The organism is Cellulosimicrobium sp. JZ28 (genome assembly GCF_015327065.1).
GTDB classification, from domain to species: Bacteria; Actinomycetota; Actinomycetes; order Actinomycetales; family Cellulomonadaceae; genus Cellulosimicrobium; species Cellulosimicrobium funkei.
This window is the reverse complement of the sequence record NZ_CP017660.1, coordinates 1,548,335-1,569,912: the sequence shown is the minus strand read 5'-3', so window position 1 is coordinate 1,569,912 and position 21,578 is coordinate 1,548,335. Positions and strand designations below refer to the sequence as shown.

The following is a 21,578-nucleotide window of genomic DNA, read 5'->3' as shown; positions in this document are numbered from 1 at the left end:
GGCCACAGCCGCATGCTCGGCGGCCAGCCGAGGGGGTGAGTCAGTCCTCTCCGTTCATAGGCAGGACCTCGAAGGCTACGGCGTGCTCCACGCCCATCCGCTCGCCCGTCGGGGCGCTCATCGACGCGAGGAACGCCGCCGGGTCGAAGTCCTCCCAGCCGAGGCCGTCGAGGTAGGCGGCGTGCGCGCGCAGGGACGCCACGCCCGCGTCGAAGGTCGCGCTGACGTCCACGCCGTGCCGGGCGTCGGGCGACGCGGCGACCCACACCTGGCGCACGCCGCCCCACGGCTCGATCCCGTCCGACTCGACCTGCTCGCGGAACACCCACCGGTTCCCCGCGTCGCGCACGGCGTCCACGACGGCCCGCCCCGTCGCGACGTGGTCCGCCTGGTTGAGCATCCCGCCGGGAACGTCTCGCGGTAGTTCCCGGCGATCGCGACGTCGGGCCGGTGACGGCGGATCGCCCCCGCGATCGCGCGCCGCAGCGGGAGGCCGTACTCGAGCACGCCGTCGGGCAGCCCGAGGAACTCGACCTCGTCGACGCCGACGATCCGTGCCGACTCGACCTCCTCCGCCTCCCGCACGCGGCGCGCCTCGTCCGGGTCCATCCCGTCGATCCCCGCCTCGCCGCTCGTGACCATGCAGTACACGACCCGCTTGCCCTGCGCGGTCCACCGCGCGACGGCGGCGGCCGCGCCGAACTCCATGTCGTCCGGGTGCGCGACGACCGCGAGCGCCGTCGACCAGTCCTCTCGCAGCGGGGTGAGCGGGGGCAAGGTTTCCGTCTCGGTCATGACGCCACGCTATGCCGCGTCCCGGCGCCGAGCGCGACGACGGCGCGGACCCGGGCCCCGTCAGCGCTCGGCGGGCGCGTCCTCGACCGACGTCACGGCCGGGTCGACGAACAGCCGGGCGCGCTCGGCGTCGACCACCGCGCGCGCGAGCGACGCCTCGGACACGTCGACCGCGCCCGCGACCTCCTCGGCGAGCGCGCTGCGGCGTGCGTAGGCGTCGAAGAGCCGGGCCTTCGTGCCGAGGAGCCGCACGAGGTGCTCGTCGACGCTGTCGACGGTGAGCAGGCGGTGCACCTGGACGGTCTCGACCTGCCCCATGCGGTGGGCGCGCGCGACGGCCTGCGCCTCGGTCGTGGGCTTGGTCTGCGGCTCGCACAGGACCACCACGGACGCCGCCTGGAGGTTGAGGCCCACTCCCCCGACGTCGATCTGGCTGACGAGCACGCGCGGGACCTCCGCCGCGGTGAAGTCGTCGACGATCGTCTGGCGCGTGCGGGCGGGCACGGAGCCGGTGAGGGGCGGGAGCGCGAGGTCGCCGAGCGCGCGCACGGCCACGTCCACGACGTCCCGGAAGTACGAGAACACCACGACCTTGCGCCCGTTCTCGGCCGCCTCGCGCGCGATCTCGACGAGCCGGCGCAGCTTCGCCGAGTCCTCGGGGTGCTCGACGGCGAACGCCGCCCGCCGCATGGCCATGAACGACCCCGCCGCGACCGCCTCCCGGTACGCGGCGCCGTCGACCGTGCCGAGCCGCTCCCACTCGTCGACCTGCACGAGCTCGGGCAGCTCCTCGAGCACGTCCTCGGCGTTGCGGCGCAGGTAGGCGGGCGCGACGGCGTGCCGGAACGCGTCGGGGCCGGCGGCGCCGTGCGCGGCGTCGAGGCGTGCCGCGAGCTCGGGCTGGAGGTAGCCCAGGAGGGTGCGGAACTCCTCGACCCGGTTCTCCATGGGTGTGCCGGTGAGCAGGAGCACGTGCTCGGTCGTCCGCGCGAGGGCCGCGACGGCCACGGACCGCTTCGCGAGCGGGTTCTTCACGTAGTGCGCCTCGTCCACGACGAGCACCGCCGGCGCCGCTGTCGCGAACGCCTCGGTCCCCGCACGCCGCAGGCCCGCGAAGGTCACGACCGCGACGCCGCCCGCGGCGCGCCACGCCGCGGCCGCCTCCTCCCGGTCCTCGCCGTGGACGGCGTGCACCGGGAGGTCCGCGTGCGCGCGCAGCTCGCGCACCCAGTTCTCCAGCACGCTCGCCGGGCACACGACCAGCGCGTGGGTCGCACCGCCGGCGACCAGGTGCGCGACGACGGCGACGGCCTGCACCGTCTTGCCCAGGCCCATCTCGTCGCCCAGGACGACGCGGCGCTGGGCGAGCGCGAAGCGGGCCCCGAACGCCTGGTACCCGCGCAGCGAGACGGTCAGCAGCGACTCGTCGAGCGCCTGCGTCTGCACGCGGTCCACGAGCTCGGCGGGCAGGTGCCCGGCCGCGGCGGCGACGTCGCGGCCCGTGGGGGCGACGCCGTCGAGCAGCGCGTAGTACGCCGCGGACCGCCGCCGGAAGTCCTCCCAGACGTCGTACGGGCGCTCGGGCTCGGCGAGCAGCCCGACGACGCGCCGCGCCTCCTCGGCGAGCCCGGTGGCCCGCGCCCGCTCGGCGACCGCGGCGAGCACCGTGATCGCGGCTGAGGCCCGACGCCGCCGCTCGCCCCACGCGAGCAGGCGGCGCGGTCCGCTCGCGGCGACCAGCGCGGCGGCGCGCACGCGCTCGTGCTCCGCGAGCGCGGCTCGCACCTGGTCGCCGTAGCGCGCGACGGCGGCGTCGGCCTGGTCGAGCGTGTGCAGCGCCTGGACGAGCGCGGTCGCGACCGGGTCCGTCGGCGTGAGGTCGATCCGGAAGCGCAGGCTCTCGCGCACGGCGCGCGCCACCTGCTCGGCGGCGGCGAGCAGGTGCGTCGCCGTCTGCGGGCCGATCTCGGGGAGCTTCTCCAGCCCGTCGCGCCCGAGCCGCGCGACCTCGCCGACCGTCCGCACGCCCGCGTCCGCGAGCGCCCCGAGCCGCAGGCGCTCGCGCGTGACGTCACGCAGCGACGCGACGTCGACGGTGTCGAGGCGCGCCAGGACCTTCTCCTCGCGGCTGTCGCCGAACGCGGCGCGCACCTGCTCGCGCGCCGTCCCGGGCGCGGCGGAGAGGGTCGCGAGCAGCGCGGCGAGGGCGTCCGCATCCGCGACGACCGCCCGAGCGGTGGCGACGTCGGGCAGCGCGCCGCTCGCGGCGATCACGACTCGCGGCGCACGACGTGCTCCGCGAGCTTCTGCGCCACGGTCTCGACGTCGTCGATCTCGCCGGCTGCGACACCGACGACGAGCGCGTACGCAGTGTCCTGCGGCATGACGAGCCGCACCCCGTTGAGCGCGTAGAAGAGTCTCACCGCGACCCAGCCCAGTCGCTTGTTCCCGTCGATCAGCGCGTGGTTCTTCGTGACGGAGAGGAGCAGCGCCGCTGCCTTCTCGTCGAGGGTGGGGTAGGCCTCGACGCCGTACATCGACGCGGCCGGACGCGCCAGTGCGGACGACAGGAGCCCGAAGTCGCGGACGGCGGGCGGGTGCCCGAGGAACGCCGTGGCGGCGGCGACGAGGTCGTCCTCGTCGAGGTGCACGACCACGGCTACTGCGCGAGCCGGTCGAGCAGCTCCTGGTCCTCCGCCACGATGTCGGCGAGCAGCCGGTCACGCATCTCGCGCCGCTTCGCGTCGTACTCCACGACCGCGCGCGCGACGGCGGTGTTCGCGGAGACGCCCTCGCGGCGGGCGATACGCTCCAGCGCCGCCTGCGCGTCGTCGTCGAGCCGCAAGGTCATAGCCACGTGAGCTCCTCTCGTTTGGTACCACCACGGTATCAGTGCGCGGGCGGCGCCGTGCAGGGATCAGGCGGGAGCGTTCGCGCGCCCGGCGAGCCAGCGCTCCATCCGGGCCTGCGCCGCGTCGAGGAACGCCGTCTTGTCGCGCGTGTAGTCGTCGTAGTCGTCGGCGTCCGCGTGGCGCGCCGCGAGGTCGCGCTTCGTCGCCTCGTACGCCGCGGCCTCGGCGGGGACGGCACGCAGCCAGTCGCGGAACGCGGCGACGTACGCCGCGAACGGCGAGTCGAGGCGCCGGACGTGCAGGATCACGGGCGGCTCGTCCTCGTCGCCGGGGCGGGTGAGCAGTCGCTTGGCGTAGAGCTCGGGGGCGGGGTCGGCGCCCGGACGCGGGACGTCCCGGTACACGCCGGGCGAGTCCGGGCGCGCGCCGCGCTCGATCGAGAACCCGAGCGGCCCGAGCGCGGCGTCGAGCTCCGCCTCGGAGGGCAGCGGCGCGACGCGCACCTGGAGGTCGATGATCGGCTTCGCCGCGAGCCCGGGGACCGCCGTCGACCCGATGTGCTCGACCACGACCGGGCTCGTGCCGTCAGGGCTCGCGAGGTCGGCGAGCGCGGCGGCGACGCGTTCCGTCCACCGCCTCCCGGCGTCGGTCCATCGGGGGTCGTGGGCGTCGACGGTCGCTGCAGGCACCCGCGCACCCTACGACCCGACCCCGCCCCGGGGAGCGCGCACCCGCCGAGACGGGAGAAGTGGCCCCTGGAGCACGGCGGTCCGGGGCCACTTCTCACGTCTCGGCGAGCGGGCGCTCGTCGGCGGGTCGGGTCAGTACGTCGTCAGGCCGTGGGCGCGGAACTGGCCGCGCACGCGCTCGGTGAGCTCGGCCGACGGCGCAGGCGTGTCGTCGAGCTCGTAGGTGCGCCCGAGCGCGTCCCACTTGTCACGGCCCATCTGGTGGAAGGGCAGCACCTCGACGCGCGTCACCGTGCCGGGCCGGATCGCGTTGAGCGACGCCGCGTACGCGGCGACCTTCTCGACGTTGTCCGGGTCGTCGGTGAGGCCCGGGACGAGCACGAAGCGCACCCAGACCTCGGGCGCGTGGCCGGTGAGCCCGCGCTCGGCGATCCGTCGCCCGAACCGCAGGGTCGGCTCGAGGTCGCGGCTCGTGACCTTCGTGTAGGTCTCCGGGTCGCCGGACTTCACGTCGAGCAGCACGAGGTCGGTGTCGTCGAGCATCGCGTCGGTCGCGTTCGCGCCGAGGAAGCCGGACGTGTCGAGCGCGGTGTGCACGCCCATCGCCTTCGCACCGCGCAGGACGCGCGCCGCGAACGCGGGCTGCATGAGCACCTCGCCGCCCGAGAGCGTGAGCCCTCCGTGGGTGGCCCGGAAGACGGGCAGGTAGCGCCGGACGCGCCCGAGGAGCTCGTCCGCCGTGACGGGCCTGCCGTCCTTCATCGCGAACGTGTCGGGGTTGTGGCAGTACAGGCACCGCAGCGGGCACCCGTTGAGGAACACGGTGAGCCGGGTCCCCGGCCCGTCCACGGCGGTGACGAGCTCCCAGGAGTGGACCGAGCCGAGCTCGCCCGCGCGCATCGCCGCGAGCTTGTCGGCCCGGTCCACGTCCGCGACCGTCAGCCCGTCCAGGCCCGCGCCGGCCCGGCGCGCGTGGCCCACAGGCGTGCCCGACGCCGCGGGCTCGGCCGCGGAGGTCGGGACGCCCGGGACCTCGAGGCGCGTGGCGTCGTCGGGCAGGGTGCCCCCGGCGACGCCGCACCCGCGCGACGGGCGGACGGCGGGGCCGGGAAGGGTGACGGTCATGGCTGGCTCCTCAGCGCTCGTCAGAGCGCTCCGTGGAAGGTGCGCGAGAGCACGTCCAGCTGCTGCTCGCGCGTGAGGCGGACGAAGTTCACCGCGTACCCGGACACGCGGATCGTCAGCTGCGGGTAGTTCTCCGGGTGGTCCATGGCGTCCAGGAGCGTCTCGCGGTTCAGCACGTTGACGTTCATGTGGTACCCCTCGGACCCGATGTAGGCGTCCAGGAGGCCGGCGAGGTTGGTGACCTGCTCCTCCTTGGTGCGCCCGAGGCCGCTCGGCACGACCGTGTTGGTCAGCGAGATGCCGTCCTGCGCCTCGTCGTACGGCAGCTTGGCCACCGACAGCGCCGAGGCGAGCATGCCGTGCGTGTCGCGCCCGTTCATCGGGTTGGCACCCGGGGCGAACGGCTCGCCGGCGCGGCGGCCGTCAGGCGTGTTGCCCGTCGCCTTCCCGTACACGACGTTCGACGTGATCGTCAGGACCGACTGCGTGGGCACCGCGTCACGGTACGTCGGGTGCGTGCGGACCTTCGCCATGAACCGCTCGACGAGGTCGACGGCGATCGCGTCGGCCCGGTCGTCGTCGTTGCCGAACGTCGGGTACTCGCCCTCGGTGACGTAGTCGACGACGAGGCCGCGCTCGTCGCGGACGACGGAGACCTTCGCGTGCTTGATCGCCGACAGCGAGTCCGCCGCGACGGACAGGCCCGCGATGCCGCACGCCATGGTCCGCAGCACGTCCTTGTCGTGCAGCGCCATCTCGATGCGCTCGTACGCGTACTTGTCGTGCGACCAGTGGATGCAGTTGAGCGCCTCGACGTACGTCGCGGCCAGCCAGTCCATCGTCGCGTCGAACTTCGCCATGACGTCGTCGAAGTCGAGCACGTCGCCCTCGACGGGCGCCGCCACGGGCGAGACCTGCTTGCCGGAGATCTCGTCGCGGCCGCCGTTGATCGCGTAGAGCAGCGTCTTGGCGAGGTTCACGCGAGCGCCGAAGAACTGCATCTGCTTGCCGACCCGCATCGGGGACACGCAGCACGCGATCGCCGCGTCGTCGCCCCAGTGCTGGCGGATGAGCTCGTCCGACTCGTACTGCACGGCCGAGGTGTCGATCGAGACCTGCGCGCAGTAGTCCTTGAAGCCCTGCGGCAGGTCCGGGCTCCAGAAGACCGTCATGTTCGGCTCGGGGGCCGGCCCGAGGTTGTAGAGCGTCTGGAGGAACCGGAACGAGTTCTTCGTGACGAGCGGGCGCCCGTCCTCGCCCATGCCGCCGATCGTCTCGGTGACCCACGTCGGGTCGCCGGAGAACAGGGCGTCGTACTCGGGCGTGCGCAGGAACCGCACGATGCGGAGCTTGATGACGAAGTCGTCGATGATCTCCTGCGCCTCGGACTCCGTGATGCGGCCGGCCTCGAGGTCGCGGTCGATGAACACGTCTAGGAACGTCGACGTGCGGCCGAGGGACATCGCGGCGCCGTTCTGCTCCTTCACCGCGGCGAGGTAGGCGAAGTAGAGCCACTGCACGGCCTCGCGGGCCGTCGTCGCCGGGCCGGAGATGTCGTAGCCGTACGAGGCCGCCATCTCCTTGAGCTCGCCCAGCGCGCGGATCTGCTCCGCGTGCTCCTCGCGCTCGCGCACGACCTTCTCGCTGAAGGGCTGCGTGTCGAGACCGAGCTTGTCGAGCTTCTTCGCGGCGATCAGCGCGTCGACGCCGTAGAGCGCGACGCGGCGGTAGTCGCCGATGATCCGGCCGCGGCCGTAGGCGTCGGGCAGGCCCGTGATGATGTGCGAGCTGCGGGCCGCGCGCACGTTCGGCGGGTAGACGTCGAACACGCCCTGGTTGTGCGTCTTGCGGTACTCGGTGAAGACCTTCCGCAGGGTCTCGTCGACCTCGTAGCCGTACGTCTCCAGCGCGCCCTCGACCATGCGCCAGCCGCCGTTCGGCATGATCGCGCGCTTCAGCGGGGCGTCGGTCTGCAGACCGACGATCACCTCGTGCGCCTTGTCGATGTAGCCCGGCGCGTGCGCCGTGATGCCGGCGGGCGTGTGGGTGTCCACGTCGTAGATCCCCATCTCCCGCTCCTCCGGGAACATGGCGGACAGCGTGCTCCAGATGCCCGTCGTGCGCTCCGTGGGGCCGGCGAGGAACGACGCGTCGCCCGTGTACGGGCGGTAGTTGCGCTGGATGAAGTCACGCACGTCGACCGTGTCGCGCCACGGGCCGTCGGTGAAGCCCTCCCACGCAGGGACGTGCGCGGTGTCGCGCTGCGGGTCGACGGCGCCCGCCCCCGTCGCGCGGCCGCCGCTCGTCGTGCCGGTTGCCTCGGAAACGCTGGTCATCTGGACCTCCCTCGTGCCTGACGCGCGGGTCCGCGCGCCGGCCGGACCCGCCGGCCTCGCGAGGTCCCGGGTGGGGCCCTCGGCCGAGGTTCCGACGGGCTCCTTCGCCACCTCCAGGCTAGGTTCCCGGAGCCCGCCGCGGAGGCGTTCGGGACCGCCTGGGGACCTAGGTCCCGAGGCGGGCGGGACCCGGCAGGAACGGCAGGATTCCGGGGTTCCTCGCCCCCGCGACACCCCTGCCGAGGAGGTCTTGTGATGACCTTCACAAGCCCTCCGGCCCTCCCCCTGGGGACCCCGCGCCGCCGTCGTGACGCACGACACGGGCGCGCGTCACACGCTCGCCGGACGTGCCGCGCGCATCCGTGTGAGACTGCCCGGGTGAAACGCACCGTAGGGGTCGAGGAAGAGTTCCTGCTCGTCGGCGACGACGGGCAGCCCGTCGCCCGCGCGGCCGAGGCCCTCGAGGCCTCCGGCACGGACGACAAGGGCGGGGGCACCGGCTCGCTGGAGTCGGAGTTCATGGAGGAGCAGCTCGAGACGGCGACGCACCCGCGCCGCGAGATCGACGAGCTCGCGACCGAGATCCGCGAGGGCCGGCGTCGCGCCCAGGAGGCCGCGGACCGCGTCGGGGCCCGCGTCGCCGCGCTCTCGACGTCTCCCCTGCCGTTCGAGGGCACGACCGTGTCGCGCCTGCGCTACCTCGAGGCGCGCGCCGCGTTCGGCCTCACGGCGCGCGAGCAGCTGACGAGCGGCTGTCACGTGCACGTCGCCGTCGCGGACGACACCGAGGGCGTCGCCGTGCTCGACCGGATCGGGCCGTGGCTCGCGACGCTCCTCGCGCTGAGCACGAACTCGCCCTTCTGGCAGGGCCAGGACAGCGGGTACGCGAGCTTCCGGTCGCAGGTCTGGTCGCGCTGGCCCACCTCCGGCCCGACGCGCGCGTTCGGCTCGCCCGAGGCGTACCGCGCGGCGGTCGACGGCCTCGTCGCGACCGGGACGATCCTCGACGAGAACATGGTCTACTTCGACGCCCGCCTGTCGTCGCGCTACCCCACGGTCGAGATCCGCGTCGCGGACGTGTGCCTCGACCCGGACACCGCGACGCTGCTCGCGGCGCTCGCCCGCGGTCTCGTCGAGACGGCGGCCCGCGAGTCCGCCGACGGCGCGCCCGCGCCCGAGCTGCGGCCCGAGATCCTGCGCACCGCGTCCTGGCGCGCCGGCCGTTCGGGCCTCGAGGAGGACCTCGTCTCGCCCCTCACCTGGCGCCCGGCCCCCGCGCACGACGTCGTGGGCCAGCTCGTCGCGCACGTGCGCGACGCGCTCGTCGACGCCGGGGACCTGGACGCGGTGACCGAGCTGCTCGGGCGCCTGTGGTCCGGGGGCAACGGCGCCGCCCGGCAGCGCGCGTGGCACGCGGCGTCCGGCGGCGACCTGCGCGCCGTCGTCGAGCACGCGGTCGAGGTCACCCACTCCTGACCGACGCGACGGCCCGCGGCGCACCTGCGCCGCGGGCCGTCCTCGTGTCCGGGGCCGCGTACCCGGGGCCGGGTGCGCGGCAGGGGTCGTCAGCCGCGTGCGAGCGCCGCGAGCGCGTCCAGCACGTCGCGCGCGACGTCCGCCCCAGTGAGGCGGTACGCGGACACGACCTGATCGCGCGTGGCGTGGTCGAGGAACTGCGCCGGGAGACCGATCGGGTGCACGGGCGTGCGCACGCCCGACTCCAGCGCCCGCTGGGCCAGCAGCGCACCGACCCCGCCGTCCACGACGCCGTCCTCCACCGTCACCACGAGGTCGTGCTCCCCGGCGAGCTTGACGAGCGCGCTCGGCAGCGGGAGCACCCACGTGGGCGACGCGACCGTGACGTCGACGCCGTGCGCGGTGAGCGACTCCCCGGCGTCGAGCGCGACGCGGGCCATCGAGCCCAGGCCGACGAGCAGGACGCGGCGCGGACCACCCGGCGCCGCCGCGGCGGGGGCAGCCTCGTCGCCCGCGCCCGCAGGCACCGCGAGCAGGTCCACGCCGTCGACGGACTCGACGGCGGGCAGGGCGTCCGAGAGCGCGCCCTTCGGGTACCGCACGACCGTCGGGGCGTCGTCGACGTCCACGGCCTCGCGCAGCGCGGTCCGCAGGGTCTCCTCGTCGCGCGGCGCGGCCAGGCGCAGGCCCGGCACGATGCGCAGCATCGCCATGTCCCACATGCCGTTGTGGCTCGCGCCGTCGTCGCCCGTGATGCCCGCGCGGTCGAGCACGAACGTCACGCCGGCCTTGTGCAGCGCGACGTCCATGAGCACCTGGTCGAACGCGCGGTTGAGGAACGTCGCGTACACCGCGACCACCGGGTGCAGCCCGGCGAACGCCATGCCGGCCGCCGACGTCGCGGCGTGCTGCTCCGCGATCCCGACGTCGAACGTGCGCTCGGGGAACGCCTGCGAGAACGGCTTGAGACCGACCGGCTCGAGCATCGCCGCGGTGATCGCGACGACGTCGGACCGCCGGCGCCCGATCTGGACGATCTCGTCGGCGAAGACGCTCGTCCAGCCGAAGCGCGAGGGCGCGACCGGGAGCCCGGTCTCCGGGTGGATCTTGCCCACGGCGTGGAAGCGGTCGGCGACGTCCTGCTCGGCGGGCGTGTAGCCGCGGCCCTTCTCGGTGAGCGCGTGCACGATCACGGGCGCGCCGTACGCCTTCGCGCGGCGCAGCGCGTGCTCCATGGCCTCGACGTCGTGGCCGTCGACCGGCCCGACGTACTTGATGCCGAGGTCCTCGAACATGCCCTGGGGCGCGACGACGTCCTTGAGGCCCTTCTTCAGGCCGTGCAGCCACTCGTACGCGAACCGCCCGGGCGCCCCGGACCGGTTGAGGGTGCGCTTGCCCCACTGCAGGAAGCTCTCGTAGCCGTGCGTGGTGCGCAGCGTCGACAGGTGGTGCGCGAGGCCGCCGATCGTGGGCGAGTACGAGCGCCCGTTGTCGTTGACGACGACCACGAGCCGGCGGTCCTGGCTCTCCGCGATGTTGTTGAGCGCCTCCCAGGCCATGCCGCCGGTGAGCGCGCCGTCGCCGATGACCGCCACGACGTGCCGGTCGGTGAGACCGCGCACGACGTTCGCCTTCGCGATGCCGTCGCCCCACGACAGCGCGGTGGACGCGTGCGAGTTCTCGACGACGTCGTGCTCGGACTCGGCGCGCGACGGGTACCCGGACAGCCCGCCCTGCTTGCGCAGCGCGGAGAAGTCCTGGCGCCCCGTGAGGAGCTTGTGCACGTAGGACTGGTGGCCCGTGTCGAACACGAAGGTGTCCGTGGGCGAGGAGAACACGCGGTGCATCGCGATGGTCAGCTCCACGACCCCGAGGTTCGGGCCGAGGTGGCCGCCCGTGCGGGAGACGGAGTCGACGAGGAACGCCCGGATCTCCGCGGCGAGCTCGCGCGCCTGCCCCGGGGTCAGCCGTTGCACGTCCTCGGGCGAGGTGATCGTGCCAAGCAGGCTCATGCAGATGCTCCGTTCCGTTCCCGTGCGACCAGCCCGACAACTCTAGGCCGTCCGGGCCGATGACCTGCGCCGCGGTGCGCCGGGCGACGGGACCTTCACGTCATTGACGCACACTCGCGCCGCGGACGCACGGACGCGGCGTTCGTGGAACTCTCCTTCCGCACTGCGGACAACGATGGGGTGCGACCTCGTAGGATGGAGCCATGCGCTTCCTGCCCGGACAGTCCCCCGCGACCGACCTCACCTACGGCGACGTGTTCCTCGTCCCGTCGCGCTCCGAGGTCGCGTCGCGCTTCGACGTCGACCTCTCCTCCGCCGACGGCACGGGCACGACGATCCCCGTCGTCGTCGCCAACATGACGGCCGTCGCGGGGCGCCGCATGGCGGAGACCGTGTCGCGGCGCGGCGGCATCGCGATCATCCCGCAGGACGTCCCGACCGACGTCGTGGCGGACGTCGTCGCGGACGTGAAGTCCAAGGACCCCGTCATCGAGACGCCCGTCGTCGTCGGCCCGCACGACACCGTCCACACCGCCCTCACGCTCATCGGCAAGCGCGCGCACGGCGCCGCGGTCGTCGTGGACGGCGGGCGACCGGTCGGCGTGGTCACGGAGGCCGACTGCGCCGACGTCGACCGCTTCACCCAGGTCCACCAGGTGATGACCGACCACCCCCTCGTCCTCGACGCCTCCGTGCTCGACGGCGGTCGTGCCGGGCTCGAGGCGGCCTACGAGCAGCTCCACACCGCGCGCCTCAAGGTCGCGCCCGTGACGCGCGACGGCGCGCTCGTCGGCGTCCTCACGCGCAAGGGCGCGCTGCGCTCGTCGGTCTACGCGCCCGCGCTCGACGACGCCGGCCGCCTGCGCGTCGGCGCCGCCGTCGGGATCAACGGCGACGTCGCGGCGAAGGCGAAGGAGCTCCTCGCGGCCGGCGTGGACGTGCTCGTCGTGGACACGGCGCACGGCCACCAGGCCAAGATGCTCCAGGCGCTCGACGCGGTGCGCTCGGTGGGCCCGGACGTCCCCGTCGTGGCGGGCAACGTCGTCACGGCCGACGGCGTGCGCGACCTCGTCGCCGCGGGCGCGGACATCGTCAAGGTGGGCGTGGGGCCGGGCGCCATGTGCACCACGCGCATGATGACGGCCGTCGGCCGCCCGCAGTTCTCCGCGGTGCTGGAGTGCGCCGCCGCGGCGCGCGAGCTCGGCAAGCACGTGTGGGCCGACGGCGGCGTGCGCCACCCGCGCGACGTCGCCCTCGCGCTCGCCGCGGGCGCCTCGCAGGTGATGATCGGCTCGTGGTTCGCGGGCACCTACGAGTCCCCGGGCGACCTGCACGACGACGGCACCGGCCGCCTGTACAAGGAGAGCTTCGGCATGGCGTCGGCGCGCGCCGTCGCCGCCCGTACCGCGGGCGGCTCGCCGTTCGACCGCGCGCGCAAGGCGCTTTACGAGGAGGGCATCAGCTCGAGCCGCATGTTCCTCGACCCGCAGCGGCCCGGCGTCGAGGACCTGCTCGACCAGATCACGTCCGGGCTGCGCAGCTCCGCGACCTACGCCGGGGCGTCGAGCCTCGCCGAGTTCGCGGACCGCGCCGTCGTGGGCGTGCAGTCGGCCGCGGGCTACGAGGAGGGCCGCCCGCTCCCGGTGAGCTGGTGACGACCCCGCCCGAGGCTGCGCGCGAGTCGGCGCGCGCGCAGCTCGCGACCCTCGCCCGGGACGGCGGTGCCTGGCCCGAGCCGTGGCGCCACGCCGTCGGCACGCTGCGCCCGGACGCGCGCGACGCCGCCGTGCTGCTGCTCTTCGGCGTCCTCGACGGGGTGCCCGCGGAGCACCCGGCCGCGGCCGTCCCCGCCGACCTCGACGTGCTCCTGCTCGCGCGCGCGACGACGCTCGGCCACCACCCGGGCCAGGTCGCGTTCCCGGGCGGCCGGCTCGAGCCCGACGACGACGGCCCGGTGGGCGGCGCGCTGCGCGAGGCCGAGGAGGAGACGGGCCTCGACCCGGGCGGCGTCGAGGTGCTCGGCACGCTCGGTCGGCTGCCCGTGCCGGTGAGCAACCACGTCGTCACGCCCGTGCTCGGGTGGTGGGCCCGGCCCACCCCGGTCCGCGCCGTCGACGCCGCCGAGTCGGCCCACGTGTTCCGGGTCCCCGTGGCCGACCTGCTCGACCCCGGCCGGCGCCGCACGGTGACGGTCCGCCGTGACCGCCGGGTGCACAAGAGCCCCGGCTTCCTCGTGGAGGCCGACGGGCGCGAGCACCTCGTCTGGGGCTTCACCGGCGGCATCCTCGACGCGCTGTTCGACCGGCTCGGCTGGACCGAGCCGTGGGACCGGACGCGCACGCTCGACGCCCCGCTCTGACGGCCCGCCCGCCCCTCGGTGCCCGTACCCCGCGTCAGCCGGACGCGAGCGCGCGGGCGAGCAGGTCGACCAGCGCGCGGGCCGTCGTCGACCCGCCGTGGTCCGGGTTGAACTCGACCAGCGTGACCGCGACGAGGTCCGGGTCGGAGACGATCTCGCGCACGACGCGCTCCAGCTCGGCGGGGACGAGCCCGCGCCCGAAGACGGGCACGTCGGCGGCGGGCAGCGCGAAGAAGTCGAGGACGTCCACGTCCACGTGGAGCACGAACGGCCCGCCGCCCACGCCGTCCACGGCACGACGGGCCGCCGCCTCGGGACCTGCGGAGACCTCGGCGGCGGGGACCCGGGTCGCGGCGACGCGGCCGTCCTCGTCCTCCTCGGCGTCGGAGAAGCCGAGGAACGCGAGCCGTCGCGCGTCCAGGAGCGGTCGTCGCGCCCCGACGGCGCTCAGCTCCGGGCTCGCGCCCGGGAGGTCGAGGAGGTGGGCGACGCCCGTCGCGTCGGCGATGGGCTCCTCGGGGTGCGACGCGACCGTGAAGAGGTCCTGCCCGCCGTCGACGTAGACCAGCCCGCAGTCGTCGTGCACGTCCACCACCGCGGCGACGACCCCGAGCGTCACGGTGCACTCGCCGCCGAGCACGAGCGGCACACGACCCGCTCGGAGCTCGCGCCCCACCGCCTCGCGGACGCGACCGACGCCCGCGGCGACCCGCTCGACGTCGTTCAGGCGACCGGGCTCGTGGCGCGCGCGCCAGCGGGCCATCTCGACGTCGCCCTGGTCGACGACCGCGAGCCCGCGCCCCCGCAGCGCGTCCACGAGACCGGCCGCGCGCAGCGCCGCGGGCGCCTTCTCGAGACCGGGGCCGTGGGCCGCCGCGCTCGACGGGACGCCCAGGACCGACCACGACCGCTGTGTCATGCGACCGACGCTACGCCGGACCCCCGACACCGCCCCACGCAGGGCCTTGCCGGAGAACGGCGACGGCGCGCCCACCCCGGCCGGGGTGGACGCGCCGTCGGGACGCGCGTGCGTGTCAGGCGACGAGCGAGCGCAGCACGTACTGCAGGATGCCGCCGTTGCGGTAGTAGTCCGCCTCGCCCGGGGTGTCGATGCGCACGACGGCGTCGAACTCGACGCTCGTGCCGTCGGGCTTGGTGGCCGTGACCTTGACGGTCGACGGCGTGGTGCCGTCGTTGAGCGCGGTGATGCCCTCGATGTCGAAGGTCTCCGTGCCCGCGAGGCCGAGCGACTCGGCGTTCTCGCCCGCCGGGAACTGCAGCGGGAGGACACCCATGCCGATGAGGTTCGAGCGGTGGATGCGCTCGAAGCTCTCCGTGATGACGGCCTTGACGCCCAGGAGCGCGGTGCCCTTGGCCGCCCAGTCGCGCGACGAGCCGGAGCCGTACTCCTTGCCGCCGAGGATGACGAGCGGGGTGCCCTGCGCGGCGTAGTCCTGCGCGGCGTCGTAGATCGTGTCCTGCGAGTCCTTCACGAAGTTGAAGGTGTAGCCGCCCTCGACGTTGTCGAGGAGCTGGTTGCGCAGGCGGATGTTCGCGAACGTGCCGCGGATCATGACCTCGTGGTTCCCGCGGCGCGAGCCGTAGGAGTTGAAGTCGCGGCGAGCGACGCCGTGCTCCGCGAGGTACTTGCCGGCCGGCGAGTCCACCTTGATGGCACCGGCGGGGCTGATGTGGTCGGTCGTCACCGAGTCGCCGAGCTTCGCGAGCACCCGCGCGCCGGAGATGTCCGTGACGGGCGACGGCTCCATGCCCATGCCGTCGAAGTACGGGGGCTTGCGCACGTAGGTCGACTCGGTGTCCCACGCGAACGTGTCGCCCTCGGGCGTCTCGAGCGCGCGCCAGCGGTCGTCACCCGTGAAGACGTCCGCGTAGTCCTTCGTGAACATGTCGCGGTCGATCGACGCGTCGATCGTCGCCTGGACCTCCTCCGGGGAGGGCCAGATGTCCTTGAGGAAGACCGGCTCGCCGTGCGGGTCGGTGCCCAGGGGCTCGCCGTCGAAGTCGAAGTCCATCGTGCCGGCCAGCGCGTAGGCGATGACGAGGGGCGGCGACGCGAGGTAGTTCATCTTCACGTCGGGGTTGATGCGACCCTCGAAGTTCCGGTTGCCCGAGAGGACCGAGACGACCGAGAGGTCGTGCTCGTTGACCGTCGCCGAGATCTCGTCGGCGAGCGGGCCCGAGTTGCCGATGCACGTGGCGCAGCCGTAGCCGACCAGGTGGAAGCCGAGCTTCTCGAGGTACGGCCACAGGCCGGCCTTCTCGTAGTAGTTCGTCACGACCTGCGAGCCGGGCGCCATGGACGTCTTGACCCACGGCTTCGACGCGAGGCCGCGGTCGACCGCCTTCTTCGCGAGCAGGGCCGCCGCGAGCATGACCGACGGGTTCGACGTGTTGGTGCACGACGTGATCGACGCGATGACGACGTGCCCGTGGTCGAGCTCGGTCGTCGTGCCGTCCTCGAGCGTGACCGGGACGACCTTGTGCGGGCGCTTCGCGCTGTCGGCGTGGCCCGGCGCGACCGGCTGGTCGGACGGGTCGTCGTGCGCGGCGGCGGCGATGGGGTCGGACGCCGGGAACGTCTCCTCGACGGACTCGTCGAGACCCGTGAACGGCGCCGCCTCCTGGGCGTCGACGTAGTCGAGGATCGCGGACGCGAACGACTCCTTCGCCTCGCCGAGCTCGATGCGGTCCTGCGGGCGCTTCGGGCCGGCGATCGACGGGACGACCGTCGAGAGGTCCAGCTCGAGGTACTCCGAGAAGACGGGCTCGACGTAGCCGTCGGCCTCGGGGTCGAGCCACAGGCCCTGCTCCTTGGCGTACGCCTCGACGAGCGCGAGCTGCTCGTCGCTGCGGCCCGTGAGGCGCAGGTAGTCGATCGTCACGCCGTCGATCGGGAAGATCGCGGCGGTCGAGCCGAACTCGGGGCTCATGTTGCCGATGGTCGCGCGGTTCGCGAGCGGCACCTGGGCCACGCCCGCGCCGTAGAACTCGACGAACTTCCCGACGACGCCGTGCTGGCGCAGCATCTGCGTGATGGTGAGCACGACGTCCGTCGCGGTCACGCCCGCCGGGATGGAGCCGTTGAGCTTGAAGCCCACGACGCGCGGGATGAGCATCGAGACGGGCTGGCCGAGCATGGCCGCCTCGGCCTCGATGCCGCCGACGCCCCAGCCGAGCACGCCGAGGCCGTTGACCATCGTCGTGTGCGAGTCGGTGCCGACGCACGTGTCCGGGTAGGCGCGGAGCACGCCGCCGACCTCACGGGTCATGACGGTGCGCGCGAGATACTCGATGTTGACCTGGTGCACGATGCCGGTGCCCGGGGGGACGACCTTGAAGTCGTCGAAGGCCGTCTGGCCCCAGCGCAGGAACTGGTAGCGCTCGTGGTTGCGCTGATACTCGAACTCGACGTTGCGCTCGAACGCGTCCGAGCGGCCCGCAACGTCGATCTGGACCGAGTGGTCGATGACCATCTCGGCCGGCGCCAGCGGGTTGATGCGCGACGGGTCGCCGCCGAGCTCCGCGACGGCCTCGCGCATCGTCGCGAGGTCCACGACGCACGGCACACCGGTGAAGTCCTGCATGATCACGCGCGCCGGCGTGAACTGGATCTCGGTGTCCGGCTGCGCGTCGGGGTCCCAGGACGCGAGCGCGCGGACGTGGTCCGCGGTGATGTTGGCGCCGTCCTCCGTGCGCAGGAGGTTCTCGGCGAGGATCTTCAGGCTGTACGGGAGGCGCTCGACACCCTCGACGGCGGAGAGGCGGAAGATCTCGTACGAGTTCTCACCGACCTCCAGCGTTCCCTTCGACCCGAACGTGTCGACGCTGCTCACTCGTAGCTCCTTCGTGGCGAGACGGTGGCACGGATGCCATGGTTCAGGGGGCTTCGCCCAGACTACGCCGGGCCGGTGCGCCGCTCCGGCCGCGTCCTGGAGGACGGGCGGGGCGGTGGCCGGCGGCTCGTCCACGACCCGCTGCGACCTGCACCGCGACCAGCATACCCCATATATCTTGACGTCAAGATATATGGGGTCGGCGACGGCTCAGAGGTCGCAGTCGCACAGGACGTTGAGCTCGACGACCTGCTCCCCCTCCTCGGGCCGCGCCCACGCCTCCGCCTCGGCGCGCGACGCGAAGCCGCGGCCCGCGAGACGCCCGTTCGGCATCAGGACGCCCACGCCGACGACGTCCCGGACGTCGTCCGGCTCGCCGCCGGGCCCGTCCTGGCTCGCCGCCCGGACGTCCGCCCGGGTCCCCGTCGCCGCCGTGCTCGTCATGCGCGCCTCACCGTCCGTGCTCGTAGGGGTCTCCCCCTCATCATGTGCCCGTGGCGGCGCGCCCGCGCCGCCACGCGGTCAGCGCGTGAGGACCGCCACCGCCTCCAGGTGGTGGGTCATGGGGAAGAGGTCGAACGCGCGCAGCGACGTGAGCCCGTAGCCGTGCTCCGCGAGGTACGACACGTCGCGCGCGAGCGCGGCCGGGTCGCACGCGACGTAGACGACGCGCGACGGCTCGCGGCCCGCGACGGCCTCGACGACGGCGCGCCCGGCACCGACGCGGGGCGGGTCGAGCACGACGACGTCCGCGCCGCTCCCGTCCTGGGCGAGCACCTGCTCGACCGGCCCGTGCCGCAGCTCGACCCGGTCGAGCCCGTGCGCGTTGCGCCGAGCGTCGCGCACGGCGCGCTCGTCGCCCTCGACCGCGAGCACGGTGCCCGCGTCCCCGACGGCGGCCGCGAGCGGCGACGTGAACAGCCCGGCGCCCGAGTAGAGGTCGAGCACGCGCGCGCCGTCGACGTCACCGACGCCGTCGAGCACCGCGCGCGTCAGGGCGGCGGGCGCCTCGCGATGGACCTGCCAGAACCCGTCCGCGGCAACCCGGTACGTGTGCTCGCGGTCGCCGAGCACGACGCGCTCGGTGACGCTGCGCCGCGCGTTGGGCCGGTGGTCGAGAGACCCCCCGCGCCAGGGCTCGCCGTCGACGAGCAGGACCGGCGCGGACCCGACAGGCGCGACGAGCTCGATCCGGGTGCCCGGGCGCCACGAGCGGGTGAAGACCTTCTCGTGCGCCGCGAGGTCGGCGACGTCCTCGCTCGCGAGCGGCATCGCGTCGAGCGGGAGGACGGTGTGCGAGCGGAAGCGGTGCATGCCGGCGCGGCCGCCGCCGTCGGCCACGAGGTCCACGCGCGTGCGGTAGGCGAGGCCGCCGCGCTCGTCGTCCCCCGGCAGACCCTCGACCTCTACCTGAGGGTGAAGCGCGTCGAGGTCGACGTGCGCGAGGCGGCGCAGCTGCTCGGCCAGGACGTCGCGCTTCCACCGCCGCTGCGCGCCGAGCGCGACGTGCGCGAGCTCCCCGCCGCCCACGCCGCCCGGGCCCGCCTCGGGCCATGCGGACGGCACGCGGTCGGGCGACGCCTCGAGGACCTCGACCGCGTCGGCGCGCCAGAACTTCGCCGCGTCGCCGCCCTCGGTGACGCGGGCGCGCACGCGCTCGCCCGGCAGGGCGTGCCGCACGAAGACGACCCGGCCCTCGTGCCGTGCCACGCAGTGACCGCCGTGCGCCACCGGGCCGACCTCGAGCTCGACCTCGACCTCAGGTCGAGGGAGCACGCGCGGCGACTGCCGGGTCTGCCGGCCGGGTCGGCGGCCGGACCGGCGCGGCGCGCGCTCGGGACGACCCGCGCCGGGGTCGGACGGTCGGTCGGAGGGCACGGCAGGACCACGCGAGGAGGACGGCATGCCCCCAGTATCCCGGACTCTCCCGCGCGCTCCCCCCGCACTCTCCCCCGGACTCCCGCCGGCCCCCGCCGCGGACGCGCGCGAAGGCCCGGCCCCGACGTCGGGACCGGGCCTCCTCCGGGAGTCGCGCCGGCGCGATCAGTACCCGGTGAAGCGCTGGCGGAAGCCCTCGCCCTCGAGCCCGGTCTGCCCCTCCGTCGACGAGAGCTGCCACGGCACCGACGCCACCACGACACCCGGCGTGAAGAGGAGCCGGCCCTTGAGGCGCAGCGCGCTCTGGTTGTGCAACAGCTGCTCCCACCAGTGCCCGACGACGTACTCCGGGATGTAGACGACCACGAGGTCGCGCGGGGACTCGCGGCGGACCGACCGCACGTACGACAGCACGGGGCGCGTGATCTCGCGGAACGGCGAGTCCAGCACGCGCAGCGGCACCGGGAGGTCGAGAGCCTCCCACTGCCGCATGAGGTCCTCGACGTCCTCGGCGTCGACGCCGACGGTGACGGCCTCGAGCACCGACGGCCGCGACGCCCGCGCGTACGCGAGCGCCCGCATCGTCGGGCGGTGGATCTTCGAGACGAGCACGATCGCGTGCACGCGGCTCGGCAGCGCGCGGGCGGCCGCGGCGTCGTCGCCGAGCGCGAGCTCGTCGCGCACCGTGTCGTAGTGCTTGCGGATCGACTTCATGAGCACGAAGACGATCGCCATCGCGAGGATCGCGATCCACGCGCCGTGCGTGAACTTCGTGAGGAGCACGATGACGAGCACCGTGCCCGTCATGCCGAGGCCCACGGTGTTCACGACGCGCGAGCGGCGCATGCGGGACCGCTCGCGCGGCTGGTGCTCGGTGCGCAGCGCGCGGGTCCAGTGCCGCACCATGCCCAGCTGGGACAGCGTGAAGGACACGAACACGCCCACGATGTAGAGCTGGATCAGGCGCGTCACCTCGGCGTCGAAGGCCCAGATGAGCACGATCGCCGCGACCGCGAGCGTGATGATCCCGTTCGAGAACGCGAGGCGGTCGCCGCGCGTGTGGAGCTGGCGCGGGAGGTAGCCGTCCTTGGCGAGGATCGAGCCGAGCACCGGGAACCCGTTGAACGCGGTGTTGGCCGCGAGCACGAGGATGAGCCCCGTCACGGCGGACACGACATAGAACAGGATCGGGGCGCCGCTGAACACCGTCTCCGCGAGCTGCCCGATCACGGGGTGCTGCACGTAGTCGACCGGGAGCGGCTCGCCGTTCAGCGAGAGCTGCGCGTGCGGGTCCTCCGCGTAGTGCACGCCCGTCGCCCGGGCGAGGAAGAGGATGGAGAGCATCATCGCCGCCGAGATGCCGCCCAGGAGGGCGAGCGTCGTGGCCGCGTTGCGCGACTTGGGCTTGCGGAACGCGGGCACGCCGTTGCTGATGGCCTCGACGCCCGTGAGGGCGGCGCACCCGGACGCGAACGCGCGCGCCACGAGGAACGCGCCCGCGATGCCCATGAGCCCCTGGTCGAACCCGCTCTCCGCCGTGAGCTCGAACTCCGCGCTCTCCGCCGGGCCGAGGTTGCCGGTGACGTACTGGAAGAAGCCGACGACCGCCGTCGTGCCGATCGCGAGCATGAAGAGGTAGACGGGGATCGCGAAGAAGGTGCCCGACTCCTTCACCCCGCGCAGGTTGACGAGCGTGAGCAGCACGACGAGCCCGATCGCGAACGGCGCCTCGTGGTCGCGCAGCGCGGGGATCGCGCTCGCGGCGTACTGGGCGCCCGAGGAGATCGACACCGCGACCGTGAGCACGTAGTCGACCATGAGGGCCGAGGCGACGCCGACGCCCGCCGTCGGGCCGAGGTTGACCGTCGCGACCTCGTAGTCGCCGCCGCCCGACGGGTACGCCCGCACGTTCTGGCGGTACGACGCGACGACCGTGAGCAGCACGACCACGACCGCGAGACCGACCCACGGCGAGATCATCGTCGCGCTGAGGCCCGCGAGCGCGAGCGTCAGGAGGATCTCGTCCGGGGCGTACGCGACGGACGAGAGCGCGTCGGACGCGAACACGGGCAGCGCGACGCGCTTGGGGAGCAGCGTGTGCCCCAGGTGCTCGGAACGGACAGGCCGTCCGAGCAGCAGCCGCTTCGCGGCATCAGCGATCTCCGACACGAGGCCACATGCTATGCCCGACGGCGCCCGGTC

Annotated in this window: 16 protein-coding genes and 1 pseudogene; 3 read left to right on the top strand and 14 right to left on the bottom strand. The window is 73.9% G+C overall.

Going from position 1 to position 21,578, the window contains the following annotated elements; all coding sequences use genetic code 11:
* Positions 1 to 40: 40 nt before the first annotated feature.
* The 8 genes and pseudogenes from BJP59_RS19740 to pflB form a co-directional block, all read right to left on the bottom strand.
* Positions 41 to 400 (bottom strand): hypothetical protein, encoded by a 360-nt coding sequence (locus BJP59_RS19740; RefSeq protein ID WP_228485474.1) that lies wholly within the window; start codon positions 398 to 400, stop codon positions 41 to 43.
* Between the two features lie 89 nt (positions 401 to 489).
* Positions 490 to 708, bottom strand: a pseudogene (locus tag BJP59_RS20130) (PIG-L deacetylase family protein); the annotation flags it as partial.
* 147 nt (positions 709 to 855) lie between these two features.
* Positions 856 to 3,069: a DEAD/DEAH box helicase gene (locus BJP59_RS07170; protein WP_194522570.1), complete on the bottom strand. Its 2,214-nt coding sequence runs from the start codon at positions 3,067 to 3,069 to the stop codon at positions 856 to 858.
* The gene (locus BJP59_RS07165; protein WP_194522569.1) at positions 3,066 to 3,452 is read right to left on the bottom strand and encodes a type II toxin-antitoxin system death-on-curing family toxin; all 387 of its coding nucleotides are present in this window, start codon (positions 3,450 to 3,452) and stop codon (positions 3,066 to 3,068) included. The genes BJP59_RS07170 and BJP59_RS07165 overlap by 4 nt, the downstream gene beginning before the upstream one ends.
* A 2-nt stretch (positions 3,453 to 3,454) precedes the next feature.
* On the bottom strand, positions 3,455 to 3,652 hold the full coding sequence (locus tag BJP59_RS07160; protein ID WP_108047630.1) for a CopG family transcriptional regulator: 198 nt from the start codon (positions 3,650 to 3,652) through the stop codon (positions 3,455 to 3,457).
* Positions 3,653 to 3,712: 60 nt separating this feature from the next.
* Positions 3,713 to 4,336, bottom strand: a complete 624-nt coding sequence (locus BJP59_RS07155; protein WP_194522568.1) for a GrpB family protein — start codon at positions 4,334 to 4,336, stop codon at positions 3,713 to 3,715.
* Between the two features lie 132 nt (positions 4,337 to 4,468).
* Positions 4,469 to 5,461 carry a pyruvate formate-lyase-activating protein gene (gene pflA, locus BJP59_RS07150; protein ID WP_083711793.1) on the bottom strand — a complete coding sequence of 331 codons (993 nt, stop codon included), beginning with the start codon at positions 5,459 to 5,461 and terminating at the stop codon, positions 4,469 to 4,471.
* Between the two features lie 20 nt (positions 5,462 to 5,481).
* The gene (gene pflB / locus BJP59_RS07145) at positions 5,482 to 7,797 is read right to left on the bottom strand and encodes a formate C-acetyltransferase (RefSeq protein WP_194522567.1); all 2,316 of its coding nucleotides are present in this window, start codon (positions 7,795 to 7,797) and stop codon (positions 5,482 to 5,484) included.
* Between the two features lie 378 nt (positions 7,798 to 8,175).
* Here pflB and BJP59_RS07140 point away from each other — a divergent pair, with 378 nt between their 5' ends.
* Positions 8,176 to 9,273 (top strand): carboxylate-amine ligase, encoded by a 1,098-nt coding sequence (locus BJP59_RS07140; protein ID WP_228485322.1) that lies wholly within the window; start codon positions 8,176 to 8,178, stop codon positions 9,271 to 9,273.
* A gap of 89 nt (positions 9,274 to 9,362) precedes the next feature.
* Here BJP59_RS07140 and dxs read toward each other — a convergent pair whose 3' ends face one another.
* Positions 9,363 to 11,285: a 1-deoxy-D-xylulose-5-phosphate synthase gene (dxs, locus tag BJP59_RS07135; RefSeq protein WP_194522565.1), complete on the bottom strand. Its 1,923-nt coding sequence runs from the start codon at positions 11,283 to 11,285 to the stop codon at positions 9,363 to 9,365.
* A gap of 203 nt (positions 11,286 to 11,488) precedes the next feature.
* On the opposite strand from dxs, the gene BJP59_RS07130 reads away from it, so the two are divergent.
* Both BJP59_RS07130 and BJP59_RS07125 read left to right on the top strand, forming a co-directional pair.
* Complete coding sequence (locus BJP59_RS07130) at positions 11,489 to 12,940, top strand: GuaB1 family IMP dehydrogenase-related protein (protein ID WP_043654636.1); 1,452 nt, start codon at positions 11,489 to 11,491, stop codon at positions 12,938 to 12,940.
* Positions 12,937 to 13,644 carry an NUDIX hydrolase gene (locus BJP59_RS07125; RefSeq protein ID WP_194522564.1) on the top strand — a complete coding sequence of 236 codons (708 nt, stop codon included), beginning with the start codon at positions 12,937 to 12,939 and terminating at the stop codon, positions 13,642 to 13,644. Before BJP59_RS07130 ends, BJP59_RS07125 begins: the two co-directional genes overlap by 4 nt.
* 34 nt (positions 13,645 to 13,678) lie before the next feature.
* Here the strand turns inward: BJP59_RS07125 and BJP59_RS07120 are convergent, their stop codons facing one another.
* The 5 genes from BJP59_RS07120 to BJP59_RS07100 all read right to left on the bottom strand — a co-directional run bounded on the left by BJP59_RS07120 (position 13,679) and on the right by BJP59_RS07100 (position 21,545).
* Positions 13,679 to 14,563 (bottom strand): arginase family protein, encoded by an 885-nt coding sequence (locus tag BJP59_RS07120; RefSeq protein ID WP_194522563.1) that lies wholly within the window; start codon positions 14,561 to 14,563, stop codon positions 13,679 to 13,681.
* Positions 14,564 to 14,678: 115 nt separating this feature from the next.
* The gene (locus BJP59_RS07115) at positions 14,679 to 17,498 is read right to left on the bottom strand and encodes an aconitate hydratase (protein WP_194522562.1); all 2,820 of its coding nucleotides are present in this window, start codon (positions 17,496 to 17,498) and stop codon (positions 14,679 to 14,681) included.
* 210 nt (positions 17,499 to 17,708) lie between these two features.
* On the bottom strand, positions 17,709 to 17,942 hold the full coding sequence (locus BJP59_RS07110; RefSeq protein ID WP_194523160.1) for a hypothetical protein: 234 nt from the start codon (positions 17,940 to 17,942) through the stop codon (positions 17,709 to 17,711).
* Positions 17,943 to 18,020: 78 nt separating this feature from the next.
* The gene (locus BJP59_RS07105) at positions 18,021 to 19,274 is read right to left on the bottom strand and encodes a class I SAM-dependent RNA methyltransferase (RefSeq protein WP_228485321.1); all 1,254 of its coding nucleotides are present in this window, start codon (positions 19,272 to 19,274) and stop codon (positions 18,021 to 18,023) included.
* A 267-nt stretch (positions 19,275 to 19,541) separates the two neighbouring features.
* Positions 19,542 to 21,545, bottom strand: a complete 2,004-nt coding sequence (locus tag BJP59_RS07100) for an APC family permease (protein WP_043654622.1) — start codon at positions 21,543 to 21,545, stop codon at positions 19,542 to 19,544.
* Positions 21,546 to 21,578: the final 33 nt, after the last annotated feature.

Bases quoted from the DNA above. Each gene is read 5' to 3' on its own strand.
- BJP59_RS19740 (WP_228485474.1), bottom strand. From the start codon at position 400: ATGCTCAACCAGGCGGACCACGTCGCGACGGGGCGGGCCGTCGTGGAC.
- pflA (WP_083711793.1), bottom strand. From the start codon at position 5,461: ATGACCGTCACCCTTCCCGGCCCCGCCGTCCGCCCGTCGCGCGGGTGC.
- pflB (WP_194522567.1), bottom strand. From the start codon at position 7,797: ATGACCAGCGTTTCCGAGGCAACCGGCACGACGAGCGGCGGCCGCGCG.
- dxs (WP_194522565.1), bottom strand. From the start codon at position 11,285: ATGAGCCTGCTTGGCACGATCACCTCGCCCGAGGACGTGCAACGGCTG.
- BJP59_RS07130 (WP_043654636.1), top strand. From the start codon at position 11,489: ATGCGCTTCCTGCCCGGACAGTCCCCCGCGACCGACCTCACCTACGGC.
- BJP59_RS07120 (WP_194522563.1), bottom strand. From the start codon at position 14,563: ATGACACAGCGGTCGTGGTCGGTCCTGGGCGTCCCGTCGAGCGCGGCG.
- BJP59_RS07110 (WP_194523160.1), bottom strand. From the start codon at position 17,942: ATGACGAGCACGGCGGCGACGGGGACCCGGGCGGACGTCCGGGCGGCG.